Source organism: Streptomyces sp. NPDC056486 (genome assembly GCF_042795295.1).
Lineage (GTDB): Bacteria > Actinomycetota > Actinomycetes > Streptomycetales > Streptomycetaceae > Streptomyces.
The window spans coordinates 1-16,087 of the sequence record NZ_JBHTSF010000186.1 but is presented as its reverse complement, the minus strand read 5'-3'; the positions used below and the strand labels follow the sequence as shown (position 1 = coordinate 16,087).

At 69.2% G+C, this 16,087-nt stretch carries 13 protein-coding genes; 11 read left to right on the top strand and 2 right to left on the bottom strand.

The window, feature by feature from the left end; translation table 11 throughout:
* Positions 1-397 precede the first annotated feature (397 nt).
* From ACFQ7F_RS40080 to ACFQ7F_RS40035, 10 genes are all read left to right on the top strand, one after another.
* The gene (locus ACFQ7F_RS40080) at positions 398-1,696 is read left to right on the top strand and encodes an amidohydrolase (RefSeq protein WP_383282432.1); all 1,299 of its coding nucleotides are present in this window, start codon (positions 398-400) and stop codon (positions 1,694-1,696) included.
* Between the two features lie 260 nt (positions 1,697-1,956).
* On the top strand, positions 1,957-3,009 hold the full coding sequence (locus ACFQ7F_RS40075) for a BMP family protein (RefSeq protein ID WP_383282438.1): 1,053 nt from the start codon (positions 1,957-1,959) through the stop codon (positions 3,007-3,009).
* Between the two features lie 221 nt (positions 3,010-3,230).
* The gene (locus tag ACFQ7F_RS40070; RefSeq protein ID WP_383282429.1) at positions 3,231-4,286 is read left to right on the top strand and encodes a BMP family protein; all 1,056 of its coding nucleotides are present in this window, start codon (positions 3,231-3,233) and stop codon (positions 4,284-4,286) included.
* A 197-nt stretch (positions 4,287-4,483) separates the two neighbouring features.
* Positions 4,484-6,124: an ABC transporter ATP-binding protein gene (locus ACFQ7F_RS40065; RefSeq protein WP_383282435.1), complete on the top strand. Its 1,641-nt coding sequence runs from the start codon at positions 4,484-4,486 to the stop codon at positions 6,122-6,124.
* A complete protein-coding gene (locus tag ACFQ7F_RS40060; RefSeq protein ID WP_383282426.1) occupies positions 6,121-7,266 on the top strand; it encodes an ABC transporter permease in 1,146 nt (381 codons plus the stop codon). Before ACFQ7F_RS40065 ends, ACFQ7F_RS40060 begins: the two co-directional genes overlap by 4 nt.
* Complete coding sequence (locus ACFQ7F_RS40055; protein ID WP_383282423.1) at positions 7,263-8,525, top strand: ABC transporter permease; 1,263 nt, start codon at positions 7,263-7,265, stop codon at positions 8,523-8,525. Before ACFQ7F_RS40060 ends, ACFQ7F_RS40055 begins: the two co-directional genes overlap by 4 nt.
* A complete protein-coding gene (locus ACFQ7F_RS40050) occupies positions 8,522-8,929 on the top strand; it encodes a cytidine deaminase (protein ID WP_383282419.1) in 408 nt (135 codons plus the stop codon). The genes ACFQ7F_RS40055 and ACFQ7F_RS40050 overlap by 4 nt, the downstream gene beginning before the upstream one ends.
* Before the next feature lie 185 nt (positions 8,930-9,114).
* On the top strand, positions 9,115-10,392 hold the full coding sequence (locus ACFQ7F_RS40045; protein WP_383282416.1) for a thymidine phosphorylase: 1,278 nt from the start codon (positions 9,115-9,117) through the stop codon (positions 10,390-10,392).
* A gap of 252 nt (positions 10,393-10,644) precedes the next feature.
* A complete protein-coding gene (locus tag ACFQ7F_RS40040) occupies positions 10,645-12,096 on the top strand; it encodes a hypothetical protein (RefSeq protein ID WP_383282413.1) in 1,452 nt (483 codons plus the stop codon).
* Positions 12,097-12,173: 77 nt separating this feature from the next.
* Positions 12,174-12,590, top strand: a complete 417-nt coding sequence (locus tag ACFQ7F_RS40035) for an STAS domain-containing protein (RefSeq protein WP_383282410.1) — start codon at positions 12,174-12,176, stop codon at positions 12,588-12,590.
* Here the strand turns inward: ACFQ7F_RS40035 and ACFQ7F_RS40030 are convergent.
* A complete protein-coding gene (locus ACFQ7F_RS40030) occupies positions 12,492-13,484 on the bottom strand; it encodes a sigma-70 family RNA polymerase sigma factor (RefSeq protein ID WP_383282407.1) in 993 nt (330 codons plus the stop codon). The genes ACFQ7F_RS40035 and ACFQ7F_RS40030 overlap by 99 nt on opposite strands.
* Positions 13,485-13,626: 142 nt before the next feature.
* Positions 13,627-14,937 carry an MFS transporter gene (locus ACFQ7F_RS40025; RefSeq protein WP_383282405.1) on the bottom strand — a complete coding sequence of 437 codons (1,311 nt, stop codon included), beginning with the start codon at positions 14,935-14,937 and terminating at the stop codon, positions 13,627-13,629.
* A 62-nt stretch (positions 14,938-14,999) separates the two neighbouring features.
* On the opposite strand from ACFQ7F_RS40025, the gene ACFQ7F_RS40020 reads away from it, so the two are divergent.
* Entirely contained in the window at positions 15,000-16,010 is a 1,011-nt protein-coding gene (locus ACFQ7F_RS40020; protein ID WP_383282402.1) for a LysR family transcriptional regulator, read from the top strand.
* Positions 16,011-16,087: the final 77 nt, after the last annotated feature.

Below are 16,087 nucleotides of genomic sequence, written 5' to 3'. Positions count from 1 at the left end.
GCCATCGGCGCAGCCGACGCGACGCAGGAGCGCCCTTTACTCCCGGCCCGCAACCACCAATCTGGGTTCAACCGGACGGCCCCGGCGCCCAGACCAACACCGGCCCGCTACAGCTCCCGTCCGATAGATGAACGTAAGCGCACACCCCCGCCCCTCCGTGGTACCTGTGGAGGGCGTCATCCGGATTGCCGTCTGGATTGCGTACGGAGGGGCGGGGCTGGCACACGTACGCATATGACCAGTGCCTTATCCCCTGAAAAGGCGGAGAGTTTACCCATCTCAAGTAGCGCTTATGCGCCACGCGGCCACCTCTTCTTACCCTATCGGGCTGAACTTTTGTTGATCGTGGGTCAGTTGGCACATGGCTCGCCCTACCCTTCAGAGGGTGAACCAACTGATGTCACGAGATTCCGAGCGAGGGTCCGAGCGAGGATCCGAGGTTGATCTGCCCGGGGAAACAGCGGAGGACGCCCCCGGGGAAGCAGCGGGGGACGCCCCCGGGGAAGCAGTGCTTCCCGGTGTGCTCCCGGACGACTTGCGCAGCGAACTCATCGCCTTCCGGCGCGACTTGCACATGCACCCCGAGCTCGGCAACCAGGAGTTCCGCACCACCGCGGCCCTCAAGGCCCGGCTCGAGCAAGCCGGTCTTGAGCCCCGCGTCCTCGACATCGGCACGGGGCTCGTCTGTGACATCGGCATCGAACGGTGGGACGGCGTACGCCCCATGCTCGCCCTGCGTGCCGACATCGACGCGCTGCCCATCCCGGACACCAAGCTCGGCGTCCCGTACCACTCCACCGTGCCCGACCGCGCGCACGCCTGCGGGCACGACGTGCACACCACCGTGGTGCTGGGGGCCGGGCTCGTCCTCGCCGATCTCGCGAAGCAAGGGCAACTGCCGTGCCCCGTGCGGCTGATCTTCCAGCCTGCCGAAGAGGTCCTGCCCGGCGGTGCGCCCGACGCCATCGAGTCGGGGGTGCTCGACGGCGTCGGGCGCATCATCGGTGTGCACTGTGATCCCCGTGTCGACGCGGGGAAGATCGGGTTGCGGCACGGGCCGATCACTTCCGCCTGCGACCGTCTTGAGATCTCGCTCGACGGCGCCGGCGGCCACACCGCGCGCCCCCACCTCACCACCGACCTCGTCACCGCCGCCGCCAAGGTCGTCACCGAGGTCCCCGCCCTGGTCGCCCGGCGTATCGACGCCCGCTCGGGGCTCGCGGTGACCTGGGGCCGTATCGAGTCCGGGCACACCTGCAACGTCATCCCGCAGCACGCCGAACTCTCCGGCACCGTCCGCTGCCTTGACCTCACCGCCTGGCGGAAGGCACCCGACCAGGTGCACGGCGCCGTCCAGGAGATCGCCGATCTCTACCGCGCCAAGTCTGTGGTGAATTACATCCGCGGAGTGCCGCCCGTCGTGAACGACCCTGAAGTGACTGACCTGTTGCGTGACTCCATGGAGCTGCGGCGCGGACCGCACTCCGTCGAGGACACCGAACAGAGCCTGGGCGGCGAGGACTTCTCCTGGTACCTGGAGCACATGCCGGGAGCCATGGCCCGCCTCGGCGTCCGTACGCCCGGCGAGCGCACCGTCCGCGATCTGCATCAGGGCGACTTCGACGCGGACGAGTCGGCGATCACGGTGGGCGTCGAGCTCTTCACCGCCGCCGCTCTCCTCGACAGCACCCGGTAATGGGCAAGCAGTAAGTACCGCTATTGGCCGGTTACGGCGGAACCGTTCATCCGGACGTAACCGGCCCTCGGCACGAATAGGTAACGGCAGTGCGAAACCCCGTTCCCCTCCCTTTCTACGCGCGTTACTGTGCGCCGAAATCAGGCCCGTCCAGGGTGCTTTGGGGAACGTAAGGGGTGCGTCCTATGCGTCTTCGTCGAGGATCTCGTGGAACCGGTGGAACCCGGGGAGCCCGAGGAACGAGGCTCTCCCAAGTGGCCGTGGCGGTGGCGTCCCTCGCCCTCGCGGCCTCCGCGTGCGGCAAGACCAGCAGCGAGGCCTCCTCGGACGATGAGGGCAAGGACGGCAAGTCCGGGGGCTCGTCGGAGTACAACGACAAGGGCATCGGCCTCGCCTACGACATCGGTGGTCAGGGCGACCAGTCGTTCAACGACGCCGCCTACGCCGGATACGCGAAGGCCCGCAAGGACTTCAAGATCGGCGGCGTGGACATGGAGCCGGGCGACGGCGAGTCCAGTGCCGACAAGGTGCAGCGGATCGAGCAGCTGGCCAAGCAGGGCTACAACCCGGTCGTGGGGGTGGGGTACATCTACGCTCCCGCCATCAAGGAGGTCGCAGCGAAGTTCCCCAAGACGACCTTCGGGATCATCGACGACAACACCGTGAAGGCGGACAACGTCGCCGACCTCGTCTTCCACGAGGAGCAGGGGTCGTATCTGGCGGGCGTCGCCGCGGCCAAGACGACCAAGGCCGATCACGTCGGGTTCATCGGCGGCGTGGACATCCCGCTGATCCACAAGTTCGAGGCGGGCTTCGTGCAGGGCGTCAAGTCCGTCGACCCCAAGATCAAGATCGAGAAGCAGTACCTGACCGAGAAGCCCGAGGACGGCGGCTTCAGCAGCCCGGACAAGGGGCAGAACGCGGCGAGCGGCCAGATCGAGTCGGGCGCCGACGTGCTCTACCACGCGGCGGGGCTCTCCGGGCAGGGCGTGATCCAGGAGGCCGGTTCCCAGAAGGTGTGGGCGATCGGCGTCGACTCCGACCAGTACAAGCAGAAGGCCCTGGCCAAGTACAAGGACTACATCCTCGGCTCGGCCCTGAAGGACGTCGGTGGGGCTGTGTACGACCTGACGAAGTCCGTCGTCAAGGGCAAGCCGATCACGGGCGAGCAGCGCTACGACCTGAAGTCGGGCCGTGTCGGGTTCGCCGACTCGAATCCGAAGTACACGGCGATGAAGGACGTGGCCGCCGCCGTGGAGAAGGCCGAGAAGGACATCGCCGACGGCAAGGTCGAGGTCAAGACCACTCCGTAGCCCACAGCAGCCCACAGCGTGAACTGAGGTGGGGCGCCCCTTGCGTGAGGGGCGCCCCACACTGCGTACATGCTCGCGCAACCTCGCGGCCACAGCTCGATAACGGACGGGACAGAAGGGTTCTTATGTCAGGTCTACGCGCGTTACGCTGCGGCGAAATCAGCGCCAGGTGAGGCGCTCGTACGTGCTTGTGCTTGCTTGTACATAAGGAGTTCCTCTCTATGCGCCGGGTTTCCCGAATTGCCGCAGCGGGTGTAGCCACCGCCGCACTCGCCGTCTCCGCCACCGCCTGCGGCGGCACCTCCAGCGACGCCGCCGGTTCCAAGTCTGACGGCAAGAGCAAGGGCGTCGCCATCGCGTACGACGTCGGCGGCAAGGGCGACCAGTCCTTCAACGACGCCGCGACCGCCGGTATGGACAAGGCCGCCAAGGACCTGAAGATCGGCAAGAAGGCCGTCGAGCCGACGGACGGCGAGTCCGACGCCGACAAGGCCCAGCGCCTCACCGAGCTCGCCAAGCAGGGCTATAACCCGGTGATCGGCATCGGCTACGCCTACGCCCCCGCCGTGAAGGAAGTAGCGGAGAAGTTCCCGAAGGTCAGCTTCGGCATCGTCGACGACGCCACCATCGAGGCGGACAACGTCTCGGACCTGGTCTTCAACGAGGAGCAGTCCTCCTACCTGGCGGGCGTCGCCGCGGCCAAGGCCACCAAGAGCAAGACTGTCGGCTTCATCGGCGGCGTGAACAACAACCTGATCAGCAAGTTCGAGGCCGGCTACGTCCAGGGCGTCAAGTCCGTCGACCCGAAGATCAAGATCAAGCGCCAGAGGCTCACCGAGAAGGCCGAGGACGGCGGCTTCTCCAGCCCGGACAAGGGCAAGGAGGGCGCAAGCGGCCAGATCGAGGACGGCGCCGACGTGGTGTACCACGCGGCCGGCCTCTCGGGCCAGGGCGTGATCGAAGCCGCCGCCGCCGAGAAGGTGTGGGCGATCGGCGTCGACTCCGACCAGTACAAGCAGAAGCCGCTGGCCAAGTACAAGAAGTACATCCTCACCTCGGCGACCAAGGACGTCGCCGGAGCGGTGTACAACCTGACCAAGTCGGTCCAGGATGACAACGCCAAGGGCGGCGTGGTCCGTGCGGACCTGAAGTCCGGCGGTGTCGCGCTCGCCGACTCGAACCCCGAGTTCAAGAAGATGAAGGACCTGCAGGCCGCCGTGAAGAAGGCCGAGCAGGACATCATCAGCGGCAAGATCAAGGTCAAGGCCACGCTGTAACTAAGGCCCGCTGTGACTAAGACCGCGCTGTAACCAGACTGCGCTGTAACCGCGAAGTCACGGTCGCGGAACGGGGTGTGGGGGACGATGGTTCCCCCGCGCCCCGTTCGCGCGGCCCATTGCTCAACTCCCGTCGAACCAGGGGCGCTACGCGCGTAGGTGGCCCCTTTCCTGAGGATTTCCGAGGAGAGTGCGCCATCGACGCGTCCACCAGCCCTCCGCCCACCGCTAGGGCCGTTGCCGTTGAACTCACCGGCATCACCAAGCGCTTCCCGGGCGTTGTGGCCAACCACGACATCCGCCTGATCGTCCGCAAGGGCACCGTGCACGCCCTCGTCGGCGAGAACGGCGCGGGCAAGTCGACCCTGATGAAGATCCTCTACGGCATGCAGAAGCCGGACGAGGGCACCATCTCGGTCGACGGCGCCCAGGTGACCTTCGCAAGCCCCGCCGACGCCATCGCGCGCGGCATCGGCATGGTCCACCAGCACTTCATGCTCGCCGACCAGTTGACCGTCCTGGAGAACATCGTTCTCGGGAGCGAGAAGCTGCACGGCATCGGCGGCGCGGCCCGCCGCAAGATCGCGGAGATCTCCGACCGGTACGGCCTCGGGGTCCGCCCCGACGCCATGGTCGAGGACCTCGGCGTCGCCGACCGCCAGCGCGTGGAGATCCTCAAGGTCCTCTACCGCGGCGCCACCACGCTGATCCTGGACGAGCCCACCGCGGTCCTCGTGCCGCAGGAGGTCGACGCGCTCTTCGACAACCTGCGCGAGCTGAAGTCCGAGGGCCTGTCCGTCATCTTCATCTCCCACAAGCTGGGCGAAGTCCTGTCCGTCGCCGACGACATCACCGTCATCCGGCGGGGCACGACCGTCGGCACGGCGATCCCCTCGGAGACGACGCCGCGCCAGCTCGCCGAGCTCATGGTCGGCAGTGAGCTGCCCACCCCCGAGACGGCGGAGTCGACGGTCACCGACCGGGCGATGATCGAGGTCGAGGAGCTCAAGCTCCTCGCCGACGGCGAGTCGGGCCGCGCTCTCCTCGACGACATCTCCTTCACCATCCACGAGGGCGAAGTGCTCGGCCTCGCGGGCGTGGAGGGCAACGGCCAGACCGAGCTGATCGACGCGCTCATCGGTCTCAAGCACGCCGACTCCGGCGTCATCCGCATGGCGGGCAAGGACATCACGGAGCTGGCCACGCGCCACCGCCGTGAGCAGGGCGTCGGCTACATCCCCGAGGACCGCCACCGTCACGGCCTCCTCCTGGAGTCGCCGCTGTGGGAGAACCGCATCCTCGGTCACGTCACCGAGAAGCCCAACTCCCGTGGCAAGGGCGGCTTCTGGCTCGACCCCAAGGGCGCGCAGGCCGACACCCGGCGCATCGTCGAGGAGTACGACGTCCGTACGCCCGGCATCGACGTCACGGCCGCCTCCCTCTCCGGCGGCAACCAGCAGAAGCTGATCGTCGGCCGCGAGATGAGCCACAAGCCCCGCTTCCTGATCGCCGCCCACCCCACCCGCGGTGTGGACGTCGGCGCACAGGCCCAGATCTGGGACCAGATCCGCGAGGCCCGCCGCGAAGGACTCGCCGTCCTGCTCATCTCGGCGGACCTCGACGAGCTGATCGGCCTCTCCGACACCCTCCGCGTGATCTACCGAGGGCGGCTCGTCGCCGACGCCGACCCGGCCACCGTCACGCCCGAGGAGCTCGGTTCGGCGATGACGGGTGCGGCATCCGGCCACCTCGAACACGTAGAAGCAGACGTAGAAGAAGACCCCGGAGAAGACCCCGAAGAGGGCTCTGCCGAGACTTCGGAGGACGAGGCCCGATGAAGAAGTTCGACAAGGAGCGTGTGCTCCTCGCGGTGGCCGGACCGGTCATCGCCCTCGTCGTGGCCGTGGCGCTGACCTCGGTCGTGCTGCTCGCGTCGGGCAAGAACCCGATCGAGCCGTACACCCTGATGCTGGAGCAGATCAGTTACTCCGACATCCAGGTCCTGACCATCAACCAGGCCGGCATGTACTACCTGGCCGCGCTCGCGGTGGCCGTCGGCTTCCGCATGAACCTGTTCAACATCGGTGTGGACGGGCAGTACCGCCTGGCCGCGATGACCACCGCGGTCGTCGGCGCGCACATCGCGCTGCCCGCCCCGCTCCAGATCCCGCTCCTGATGCTGGTCGCCATGCTCACCGGCGCCTTCTGGGCGGGCATCGCGGGCATCCTCAAGACCACCCGCGGGGTCAGCGAGGTCGTCGCGACGATCATGCTCAACGCCATCGCGACGAGCGTCATCGGCTACATGACCCTCACCGACAACTTCGGCGTCCCGGTCGGCAACAACCAGACCACCGGCGAGATGCACGAGTCCGGCTGGTTCCCCGGGATCAGCATGGGTGAGTCCGGCGAGATCTACGGCTTCGTGATCATCGCCGCCCTCGCGGGCATCCTGTACTGGCTGGTCCTCAACCGCACCCGCTTCGGCTTCGACCTGCGCGCCACCGGCGCGTCCGAGTCGGCAGCGGCGGCCTCCGGTGTGAACGCCAAGCGCATGGTGCTCAGCGCGATGCTGATCTCCGGCGCGGTCGCGGGCCTCGCGGGCATGCCGATCCTGCTCGGCGACACCCACACCTACAGCCTCAGCTTCCCCGCGGGGCTCGGCTTCACGGGCATCGGCATCGCGCTGCTCGGCCGCAACAACCCGGTCGGCATCGCGTTCGCCTCGCTGCTCTGGGCCTTCCTCGACAAGGCGTCGCCCGCCCTCGACTACGCGACGCCGGTCGCGTACGACAAGGAGATCGCGGTGATCATGCAGGGTCTCATCGTGATCGCGGTCGTCGTCTCCTACGAGGCCGTACGCCGTTGGGGCCTGAGCCGTCAGCAGCGCCGCGTCGGCGAGGAACTGGCCGCAGCCACCCGTAAGGGCAATGGCGACAACGGCAACAACGACACCGTGAAGGAGGTGGCTGCCCGATGAGCTCGGCAACCGTAGCCAAGCCCCCGGCCAAGCAGCCCGCGCCGGGCCGCCGCCGTATCTCGCTCCCCGTCCTCCTGCTGATCATCGCGGGCGTCCTCGTCCTGACCTCCGTGGTCCGGCTGATCACCGACGCGGACGGCATCACATCGACCGGCCAGATGTCCACCGCGCTGCGGCTCGCCGTGCCGATCGGCCTCGCGGGGCTCGGCGGTCTGTGGGCCGAGCGCGCGGGCGTGGTCAACATCGGCCTCGAGGGCATGCTCATCCTCGGCACCTGGTTCGGCGCGTTCGCCGGTTACCAGTGGGGCCCCTGGGTCGGCATCCTGTTCGGCATACTCGGCGGCGCGCTCGGAGGACTGCTTCACGCGATCGTCACGGTCACCTTCAACGTCAACCACATCGTCTCCGGTGTGGCCCTCAACATCCTCGCCCTTGGCGCCACTCGCTACCTCTCCACCTTCGCCTTCGAAGGCAAGGAGGGCGGTACGTCGAAGCAGTCGCCGCCGGTCGAATCGCTCGGCAGCTTCTCCGTCCCCGGCCTCTCCGACTGGCTGCAGGACCTGAACGAGAAGCACTGGTTCCTCGTCTCGGACATCGCGGGCCTGCTCGGCGGCCTGTTCACGGATCTCTCCCCGCTCACCGTCATCGCCGTCGCGATGGTGCCGCTGAGCTGGTGGGTCCTGTGGCGTACGTCGTTCGGTCTGCGCCTGCGCTCCTGCGGCGAGAACCCCGTCGCGGCCGAGTCCCTCGGCGTGAACGTCTACAAGTACAAGTACCTCGCCGTGATCATCTCCGGTGGTCTCGCCGGGCTCGGCGGCGCGTTCCTCTCGCTCGTCGGCTCGAACATCTACCTGGAGGGCCAGACCGGCGGGCGCGGCTACATCGGCCTCGCCGCGATGATCTTCGGCAACTGGATGCCCGGCGGACTCGCGCTCGGTGCGGGCCTGTTCGGTTACACCGACAGCCTGAAGCTCCGGGGCGGCGGCACGAACGTGCACGCGCTGCTCCTGCTGCTCGCGATCCTGCTGGTCATCGGCGCGGTCTACCTCGTGTGGCGCAAGCGTTACGTCCCCGCGGCGATCACCGCGGCCGTCTCGGCGCTCATGTTCGCGTGGTACGGCTTGACCGACGAGGTTCCCAACCAGGTCGTCACCGCGACGCCGTACGTCGTTACGCTCCTTGTGCTCTCGCTCTCCGCCCAGCGGCTGCGCATGCCGAAGGCGGACGGCCAGCCCTACCGAAAGGGACAAGGAACGTGACCGAGACCGAGAGCGAGACCGATACCGACTGGGACGCCCTGCGGGACGCCGCACGCGAGGCCATGTCCCGTTCCTACGCCCCCTACTCGGGCTTCCCGGTCGGCGCGGCGGCCCTCGTGGACGACGGCCGCACCGTGTCGGGCTGCAACGTGGAGAACGCGTCGTACGGCCTTGGCCTGTGCGCCGAATGCGGCCTCGTCTCGCAGCTCCAGCTCACCGGGGGCGGCCGTCTGACGCACTTCACCTGCGTCGACGCCAAGGGCGAGATCCTGATGCCGTGCGGCCGCTGTCGCCAGCTGCTCTACGAGTTCGGCGGCGCGACGCTCCTCCTGGAGACGGCCGCGGGCATCCGGACGCTGGGGGACATGCTCCCGGACCCGTTCGGCCCGCAGCACCTGAACTGACCGTCGGCCCCTGCCTGTTGTCGAGCTGCGAGCAGGGGCCGACTTCACTCGGTGACTCTATGCGCGTAGAGTCGCCTCACTCGGGGCGGTGGCACCCAACGATCACCGCAACCATCAATTGAGTAACCACTACGGCGAGAACCCGGTCCGCGAAAGCGGCGCCGGTTTAGGCGCAAAGGGGAGCCATGGACGTCATCTCCGTGATTCGTACGAAGCGGGACCGCGGCGAGCTGAGCGGCGAGCAGATCGACTGGGTCATCGACGCGTACACGCGCGGCGTGGTCGCCGACGAGCAGATGTCGGCCCTTGCCATGGCGATCCTGCTCAACGGCATGAACCGCGGCGAGATCGCCCGCTGGACGGCCGCGATGATCGCGAGCGGCGAGCGCATGGACTTCTCGTCCCTGTCCCGCCCCACGGCCGACAAGCACTCCACGGGCGGTGTCGGCGACAAGATCACGCTGCCGCTCGCCCCGCTGGTCGCCGCGTGCGGCGCCGCGATTCCGCAGCTTTCGGGCCGGGGCCTCGGTCACACGGGCGGCACCTTGGACAAGCTGGAGGCCATCCCGGGCTGGCGCGCGCTGCTCTCGAACGAGGAGATGCTGTCCGTCCTGAACGGCGTCGGCTCGGTCATCTGCGCGGCGGGCGACGGCCTGGCCCCCGCGGACAAGAAGCTGTACGCGCTGCGGGACGTTACGGGCACGGTGGAGGCGATCCCCCTGATCGCCTCGTCCATCATGTCGAAGAAGATCGCCGAGGGCACGGGCTCGCTGGTCCTCGACGTGAAGGTCGGCACCGGCGCCTTCATGAAGAACCTCGAAGACGCCCGCGAACTGGCCTCCACCATGGTGGAGCTGGGCACCGACAGCGGCGTACGCACGGTCGCCCTGCTCACCGACATGTCGACGCCGCTCGGCCTGACGGCGGGCAACGCGCTTGAGGTCCGCGAGTCGGTGGAGGTCCTCGCGGGCGGTGGCCCCTCCGACGTGGTCGAGCTGACCCTCGCCCTGGCGCGCGAGATGCTCGACGCGGCGGGCCTGAAGGACGCCGACCCCGAGAAGGCCCTCGCGGACGGCTCGGCGATGGACGTGTGGCGCCGGATGATCTCCGCCCAGGGCGGCGACCCGGACGCGACCCTTCCCGTCGCCCGCGAGACGCACGTCGTCACGGCGCCGTCCTCCGGTGTCCTGACCCGCCTCGACGCGTACGACGTCGGCGTCGCGGCCTGGCGCCTCGGCGCGGGGCGTGCGCGCAAGGAGGATGTCGTCCAGGCGGGCGCGGGCGTCGAACTCCACGCCAAGCCGGGCGACTCCGTCGAGGCGGGCGCCCCGCTGCTGACCCTGCACACGGACACGCCGGACCGCTTCGCGTACGCGCTCCAGTCCCTGGAGGGTGCGTACGACGTCGCTCCCGCCGGGACGGATTTCTCGCCGGGGGCGATTGTGCTGGACCGGATCGGCTAAGGGCTCGGCCCGTTCTGAGGGGCGCGCCGACTGCGGGTGCGTTGTGGTTGCGCGCGCAGTTCCCCGCGCCCCTTACCGGGCGGGTTTCCGGGTGCGGGTGCGTTGTGGTTGCTCGCGCCGTTCCTCGCGTCCCTTGCGGGGCCCGTGCGAGTCTGCCCCCGTGGTCCGGCATCGTGCCCTTGCGTACCTGGACCCCGCCCGCCCGCGCCGCGTATGCAGGGATGAGTCGCATCCTGCGCGGGAGGGGCAACCTTGCACGACCATGACCACGATCACGCCAAAGCCGCCGGCACCGGGGCCGTCCGTGGCCCGGGTCGGCGGCCCGCGGCCACGGCGCCCGGAGGGCTGCTCGGCCTGCATCGCGATGCGGGGAACGCCGCTGTCGTCCAGATGCTGCGCGAGGCCGGTCATCCGTACGCGGGCGGCACACACCGGCACGGCGGACAGATCCACGTGCAGCGTTACGCGAGCGGTCAGGTCAAGAGCCTGGCCAGCGAGCAGGGCGTTGGCCCCTACTTCGAGTCGCAGTCACCGCAGGGCACCCTGGTCCCGGACCCGGAACAGGTCTCGAAGCACTCGGTGGACCACCTCGGGGCCCGCACCCACGACCCGTTCCAGCAGGACGTGGCGGAGGAGACCGGCGTCGAGCCGGACCCGCCGCTCGGGCTGCCCCTCAGGGTCGCGGGCGACGGATCCCTCGCAGTGCACGACACCGCGCGCGAACCGAAGGAGTTCTACGCGACTCCGGGCGTCATCGAGGCGAGCAACGCGTCCCTGGAGGGCGTCGGCAGCAATTACACCCTGGCGTCCCGCGGAGCGCAGATCTCCGTGGAGAAACCGTCCGGCGACGGGTCCGTCGTCCTCAAGCGCGTACAGCCCCAGACGCGGGAGAACCCCAAGAACGCCGAGTCGGGCTTCGCGAACCTGCTGAAGTCCGAATGCATCGACGTGGCAAGGGAGTTGATGGGTGGCGGCAGGCAGACGGACGTCGTTCTGACGGGCCGGGACGCCATGCCCTGGGAGGACAAGACCGTCGACAGCGTGGCCGACGGCCTCGCCGACCGCGCGGGCGCACCGCAGGGCGCACCCACCCCGGAGCGCTACGGCGGCGCCCTGCGCGAGCACCCCGAAGAGATGGACACCGCGGCAGCGGACCTCGGGGTGAACAAGGCCGCGGCCCCCGCGGTGGGCGAGGGCTATGCGACGGTCTCCCTGGGGCAGAGCGCCAAGCTCGACTTCGCCCAGTCCGCCACCCCCGAGGCCAAGCCCCAGGACATCTGGGGCTTCCACTTCGCGGGTGTCGCGGCGCTCAGCGCGAACGGCGAGGACCGCGTCACCCTGGAGAACTACACACGCACCGCCAACTCCGGCGACGCGCTGCAGGAACTGCTCCCCAAGCTGGTGGAGGAGTTCAAGACGAAGACCGCCTTCCCGCTGCTCCGCCCCAAGGGCAAGCCCGTGCCCGGGGGCTCCGAGATGGACCAGGTGAACAAGCTGCTCAAAGAACTCGCCGGAAGCGCCCAGCGGGGCACCGAGGAGTTCAGGCGGCTCTCGGAGGCGAAGAACGAGTGGAACAGCAAGTGGTTCTTCCGCATGTACGGGTCGGGAGCGGGCCAGTCGTTCCACGAGCAGCAGTACGACAGCGGGCAGGGTGACTTCGTGAACGCCCTGACTCTGCGCGTCCGCAAGCGGCCCCAGGCCTGACCTGCGGGCGGTCGCACAGGGCGAACGCACGGGCGGCCGTACCGATGAGTTTCGGCCGCCCCACCGGTCAACCCTGCATGGCTGGTCCCGAAGAGAACCTCACCGAACAGAATCTCACCGAACAGAACCGAACCGAAGAGAACCTCATCCGAATCGAGGGCCCCCTGCGCGCAGGCGACATCCCGCACCTGTGCGACCGGGTGGCCGCCGCCCGGCACGGCCCCGGCGGCGACGATGTGATCTGCGACGTCGCCGCCGTCACCACCGCCGACCTCACGACGGTCGACGTCATCGCCCGACTGCACCTCGCCGCCCGTAGGGCAGGCGGCCGGATCCGTCTCAGAAATCCCACCCCCGCCCTGCTGGCCCTGCTCGGCCTCGTCGGTCTCGTCGAACTACTCGGCCTTGTCGTCGAGATGGAGCGGCAGGCCGAACAGCGGGAACCACCGGGGCGTGTCCAGGAAGCAGTGGAAGCCCGCGATCCGCCCCTCTGAGATCTCGATGACCTGAACCGCCCAGGGCGCGAACCCACCCTTCTCCGGGTCGGGCTTGTAGTGGGCGAAGCCCGGCGTGCCGTTGACGTCGACCGGGAACAGCCTGCTGTTCGCGCAGGAGGCGCCGATGGTCGACATGAAGCCGGTGATGTCGGACGTGCCGCGCAGCCACAGGTCGAACGGGGGCATCGTCATGATGGCGTCTTCGTGCAGCAGCGCCGTCAGTGCCGCCATGTCGTAACCCTCGAAGGCCGCGACGTACCGCTCGAGCAGCTTCTGTTGCTCGTCGTCCAGCGGATCGGAGACGGCGGTGTCGTCGGCGGGCCCCTCGGCCAGCGTCGCCCGCGCCCGCTGCAACGCGCTGTTGACGGAGGCCACCGAGGTGCCGAGGAGCTCGGCCGCCTCGCTGGCCTTCCACGCGAGGACTTCGCGCAGGATGAGTACCGCCCGCTGCTTGGGCGGCAGTTTCTGCAGGGCGGCGACGAAAGCGAGCCGCACCGACTCCTTCGCCACGGCCGCCTCGGCGGGGTCGCTGAGGGACGGCAGGATGCGGGCGTCCGGCATCGGCTCGAGCCATACGTTGTCGGGGCGCGGTGTGAGTGCGGCCTGGGCGAGGGGCGCCGCCGCGGTCAGGTCCATGGGGCGTGCGCGGCGGTTGCCCGCGTTCAGCATGTCCAGGCAGACGTTCGTCGCGATCCTGTACAGCCACGACCGGAGGCTGGAGCGGCCCTCGAACTTCTCGAAGCTCCGCCAGGCTCGGACCATCGTGTCCTGCACCGCGTCCTCGGCCTCGAAGGCCGAACCCAGCATGCGATAGCAGTACCCGGTCAGCTCGACCCGGTGTTTCTCCAGCGTGACGTCAAGTTCCGACGTCGTCCCTGCGATGTCAGTCATCCCAACCCACCCCTGCGGCTGCCACGGAAGTCCCCAGCACTTCGGAAGCTACCGCAGCCCACTGACAACGGCCCCCGGAGTAGGAAAACCCGCAGACGGGAGAGGGCCGCCCGGTGCTGCCCGGCATGACTGGCGCGCGTGGCTAGTGCGCCGCCACGAGCCCCCGCCGCTCCTGGGCGCGAGCCGCGTGCGATCCCCAGACGGTGATGGACGCGACGCCGATCACCGCGAGAAGCCCCAGTCCCACGGTCCCCGCCCAGCCCCCGGCGTGGAAGGCGACCGCGCCTAGCGTGCCGCCCACGCTGGAGCCCAGGTAGTACGCGGACTGGTAGAGCGCCGAAGCCTGCGCCCGCCCCGTGGTGGCCGTACGGCTCACGGACGAGGAGGCGACCGCGTGCCCCGCGAAGAAGCCCGCGGTGATCAGGACGAGCCCGAGAAGCACCATGACCAGGGCGTCGGACAGGGAGAGCAGCAGACCGCCCGCCGTCGTGCTCACCGCCAGGTACAGCGCCCCGCGCCTGCCGAGCCGCGCCACCAGCTTCCCCGCGGCGGCCGAGGAGACCGTACCGACGAGGTAGACCAGGAAGATCGAGCCGATGATGCCCTGGGGGAGGGAGAAGGGCGCCTCGGTGAGGCGGTAGCCGATCACGGTGTAGACCGCGCCGAACACCGTCATGAACAGTGCGCCGATCGCGTACAGCCTGCACAGCAGCGGGTTGGAGAGGTGCGAACGGATCGTCCTGCCGAGGGCCTTGGGGTTGAGCGAGCCCGCGGTGAAGTGGCGCGGCGCGGGAAGCAGCGCGCGGAAGGCGATGGCGCACAGGACGGCCACGACACCCACCACGCCCACGGCCACGCGCCAGCCCCAGGCCTGCGCGACCCAGCCCGTGATGATGCGCCCGCTCATGCCGCCGATGGAATTGCCCGCCACGAACATGCCGATCGCGGCGACAAGCGCCTTGGGCCTGACCTCTTCCGCGAGGAAGGCCATCGCGGAAGCCGGGAGCCCGGCGAGGGCAGCGCCCTGCACGGCACGCAGCGCGATGAGTACGCCGATGGAGGGCGCGAAGGGGACGAGAAGACCCACGACCACCGCGACCGTCAGCGAAACGGTCATCAGCGTCCGCCGCCCGAACCGCTCGCTGAGCGCGCTCAGGGGCAGGACGAAGAGGGCGAGGGCGCCCGTGGCGGCCGACACCGTCCAGCTCGCGGAGCTCGCGCTGACGCCGAAGTCGGCGGAGACGAGGGGGAGCAGCGCCTGCGTGGAGTAGAGGAGGGCGAAGGTGGCGACACCCGCGAGGAAGAGGGCGAAGCTCATCCGGCGGTAACCGGGACCGCCGGGGTTCAGCCGCGTGTCGGTGGTGTCGGTGGTGTCGGTGGTGTCGGTCTGGGGGGACGACGGGGTGTGGGCGGCCGCGTGGGTGACGGACGCCCCGCTACTGGCGGGAGGCATGCATCGAACGTAGGCACACATGACTCATCCGTCCAATGCATGGACTCGCCATAATCGTTCCCATGGTGCATGAGCGCAGTTCAGAGCGGCGTCTGTCGCAGAGCAGTTACGTGGGAGACATCGGCGCGGCGGCGTCGGGACCGGTGCCGTCGCCGGCCGAGCTGACCCCGGAGTCCTGGTCCGCGCTGCTCTCGCCGCGCCTCGCGTACTTCGCCGGGGTCGCGCGGACGGAGCACGTGACGCGGGCCGCGCAGGAGATGCAGGTGCCGCAGTCGACGCTCTCGCGTGCGCTGGTACGCCTCGAACAGGACCTGGGGGTCGACCTGTTCGCGCGGCACGGCCGCACGGTGTCCCTGACCCCGGCGGGCCGTACGTTCCTCGCCTCCGTCGAGCGGGCGCTCGGCGAGGTGGAGCGGGCCGCGGAGTCCGTACGGGCGGACGCGGACCCGGCGTCGGGCAAGGTGGCCTTCGGGTTCCTCCACACGATGGGGTCGGAGACCGTGCCCGGCCTGATCCGCGCCTTCCGCGCGGACCATCCGCGGATCCGCTTCAGCCTCGTACAGAACTACGGCGATGCGATGATCGAGCGCCTGCGGGCGGGGGAGCTCGATCTGTGTCTGACCTCGCCCGTGCCGGACGCGCCGGACCTGGTCGCCCGCCGCCTGGACGAACAGCGCCTTCGCCTCGTCGTGCCGGACGATCACCGTCTCGCCGCCCGGAAGCGGGTCCGCCTCTCGGAGACGGCGGACGAGGCGTTCGTGACCCTCGAACCCGGCTACGGCCTGCGCCGCATCACGGACGACCTTTGCCAGGAAGCGGGCTTCAAGCCGCGGATCGCGTTCGAGGGGGAGGAGGCGGAGACACTGCGGGGCCTGGTGGCGGCGGGCCTCGGCGTAGCCCTCCTGCCGCCACCCGCCGTCCCCCGGCCGGGAGTTGTGGAGCTGACGGTGACGGGTCAGCGGGCGGTACGGGAGATTGGCGTGGCCTGGCTGGACGGTCATCCGGATACTCCGCCGGTGGCGGCCTTCAAGAAGTTCCTGTTGGGGCGGAGGGGCCGCTTGCTGCCGGAGTAGCTTCTTTTTCCGGCGCGAGGGCGCCGGACCGGGGGGTGGTTATCAACCCCTCCCGCGGATGTGGGCATAATTGTCGG

What these genes read in the sequence shown, in the direction of transcription:
- ACFQ7F_RS40080 (WP_383282432.1), top strand. Translation starts at nt 398, where the DNA reads ATGTCACGAGATTCCGAGCGAGGGTCCGAGCGAGGATCCGAGGTTGAT.
- ACFQ7F_RS40045 (WP_383282416.1), top strand. Translation starts at nt 9,115, where the DNA reads ATGGACGTCATCTCCGTGATTCGTACGAAGCGGGACCGCGGCGAGCTG.
- ACFQ7F_RS40060 (WP_383282426.1), top strand. Translation starts at nt 6,121, where the DNA reads ATGAAGAAGTTCGACAAGGAGCGTGTGCTCCTCGCGGTGGCCGGACCG.
- ACFQ7F_RS40030 (WP_383282407.1), bottom strand. Translation starts at nt 13,484, where the DNA reads ATGACTGACATCGCAGGGACGACGTCGGAACTTGACGTCACGCTGGAG.
- ACFQ7F_RS40020 (WP_383282402.1), top strand. Translation starts at nt 15,000, where the DNA reads ATGGTGCATGAGCGCAGTTCAGAGCGGCGTCTGTCGCAGAGCAGTTAC.
- ACFQ7F_RS40035 (WP_383282410.1), top strand. Translation starts at nt 12,174, where the DNA reads ATGGCTGGTCCCGAAGAGAACCTCACCGAACAGAATCTCACCGAACAG.
- ACFQ7F_RS40055 (WP_383282423.1), top strand. Translation starts at nt 7,263, where the DNA reads ATGAGCTCGGCAACCGTAGCCAAGCCCCCGGCCAAGCAGCCCGCGCCG.
- ACFQ7F_RS40025 (WP_383282405.1), bottom strand. Translation starts at nt 14,937, where the DNA reads ATGCCTCCCGCCAGTAGCGGGGCGTCCGTCACCCACGCGGCCGCCCAC.
- ACFQ7F_RS40070 (WP_383282429.1), top strand. Translation starts at nt 3,231, where the DNA reads ATGCGCCGGGTTTCCCGAATTGCCGCAGCGGGTGTAGCCACCGCCGCA.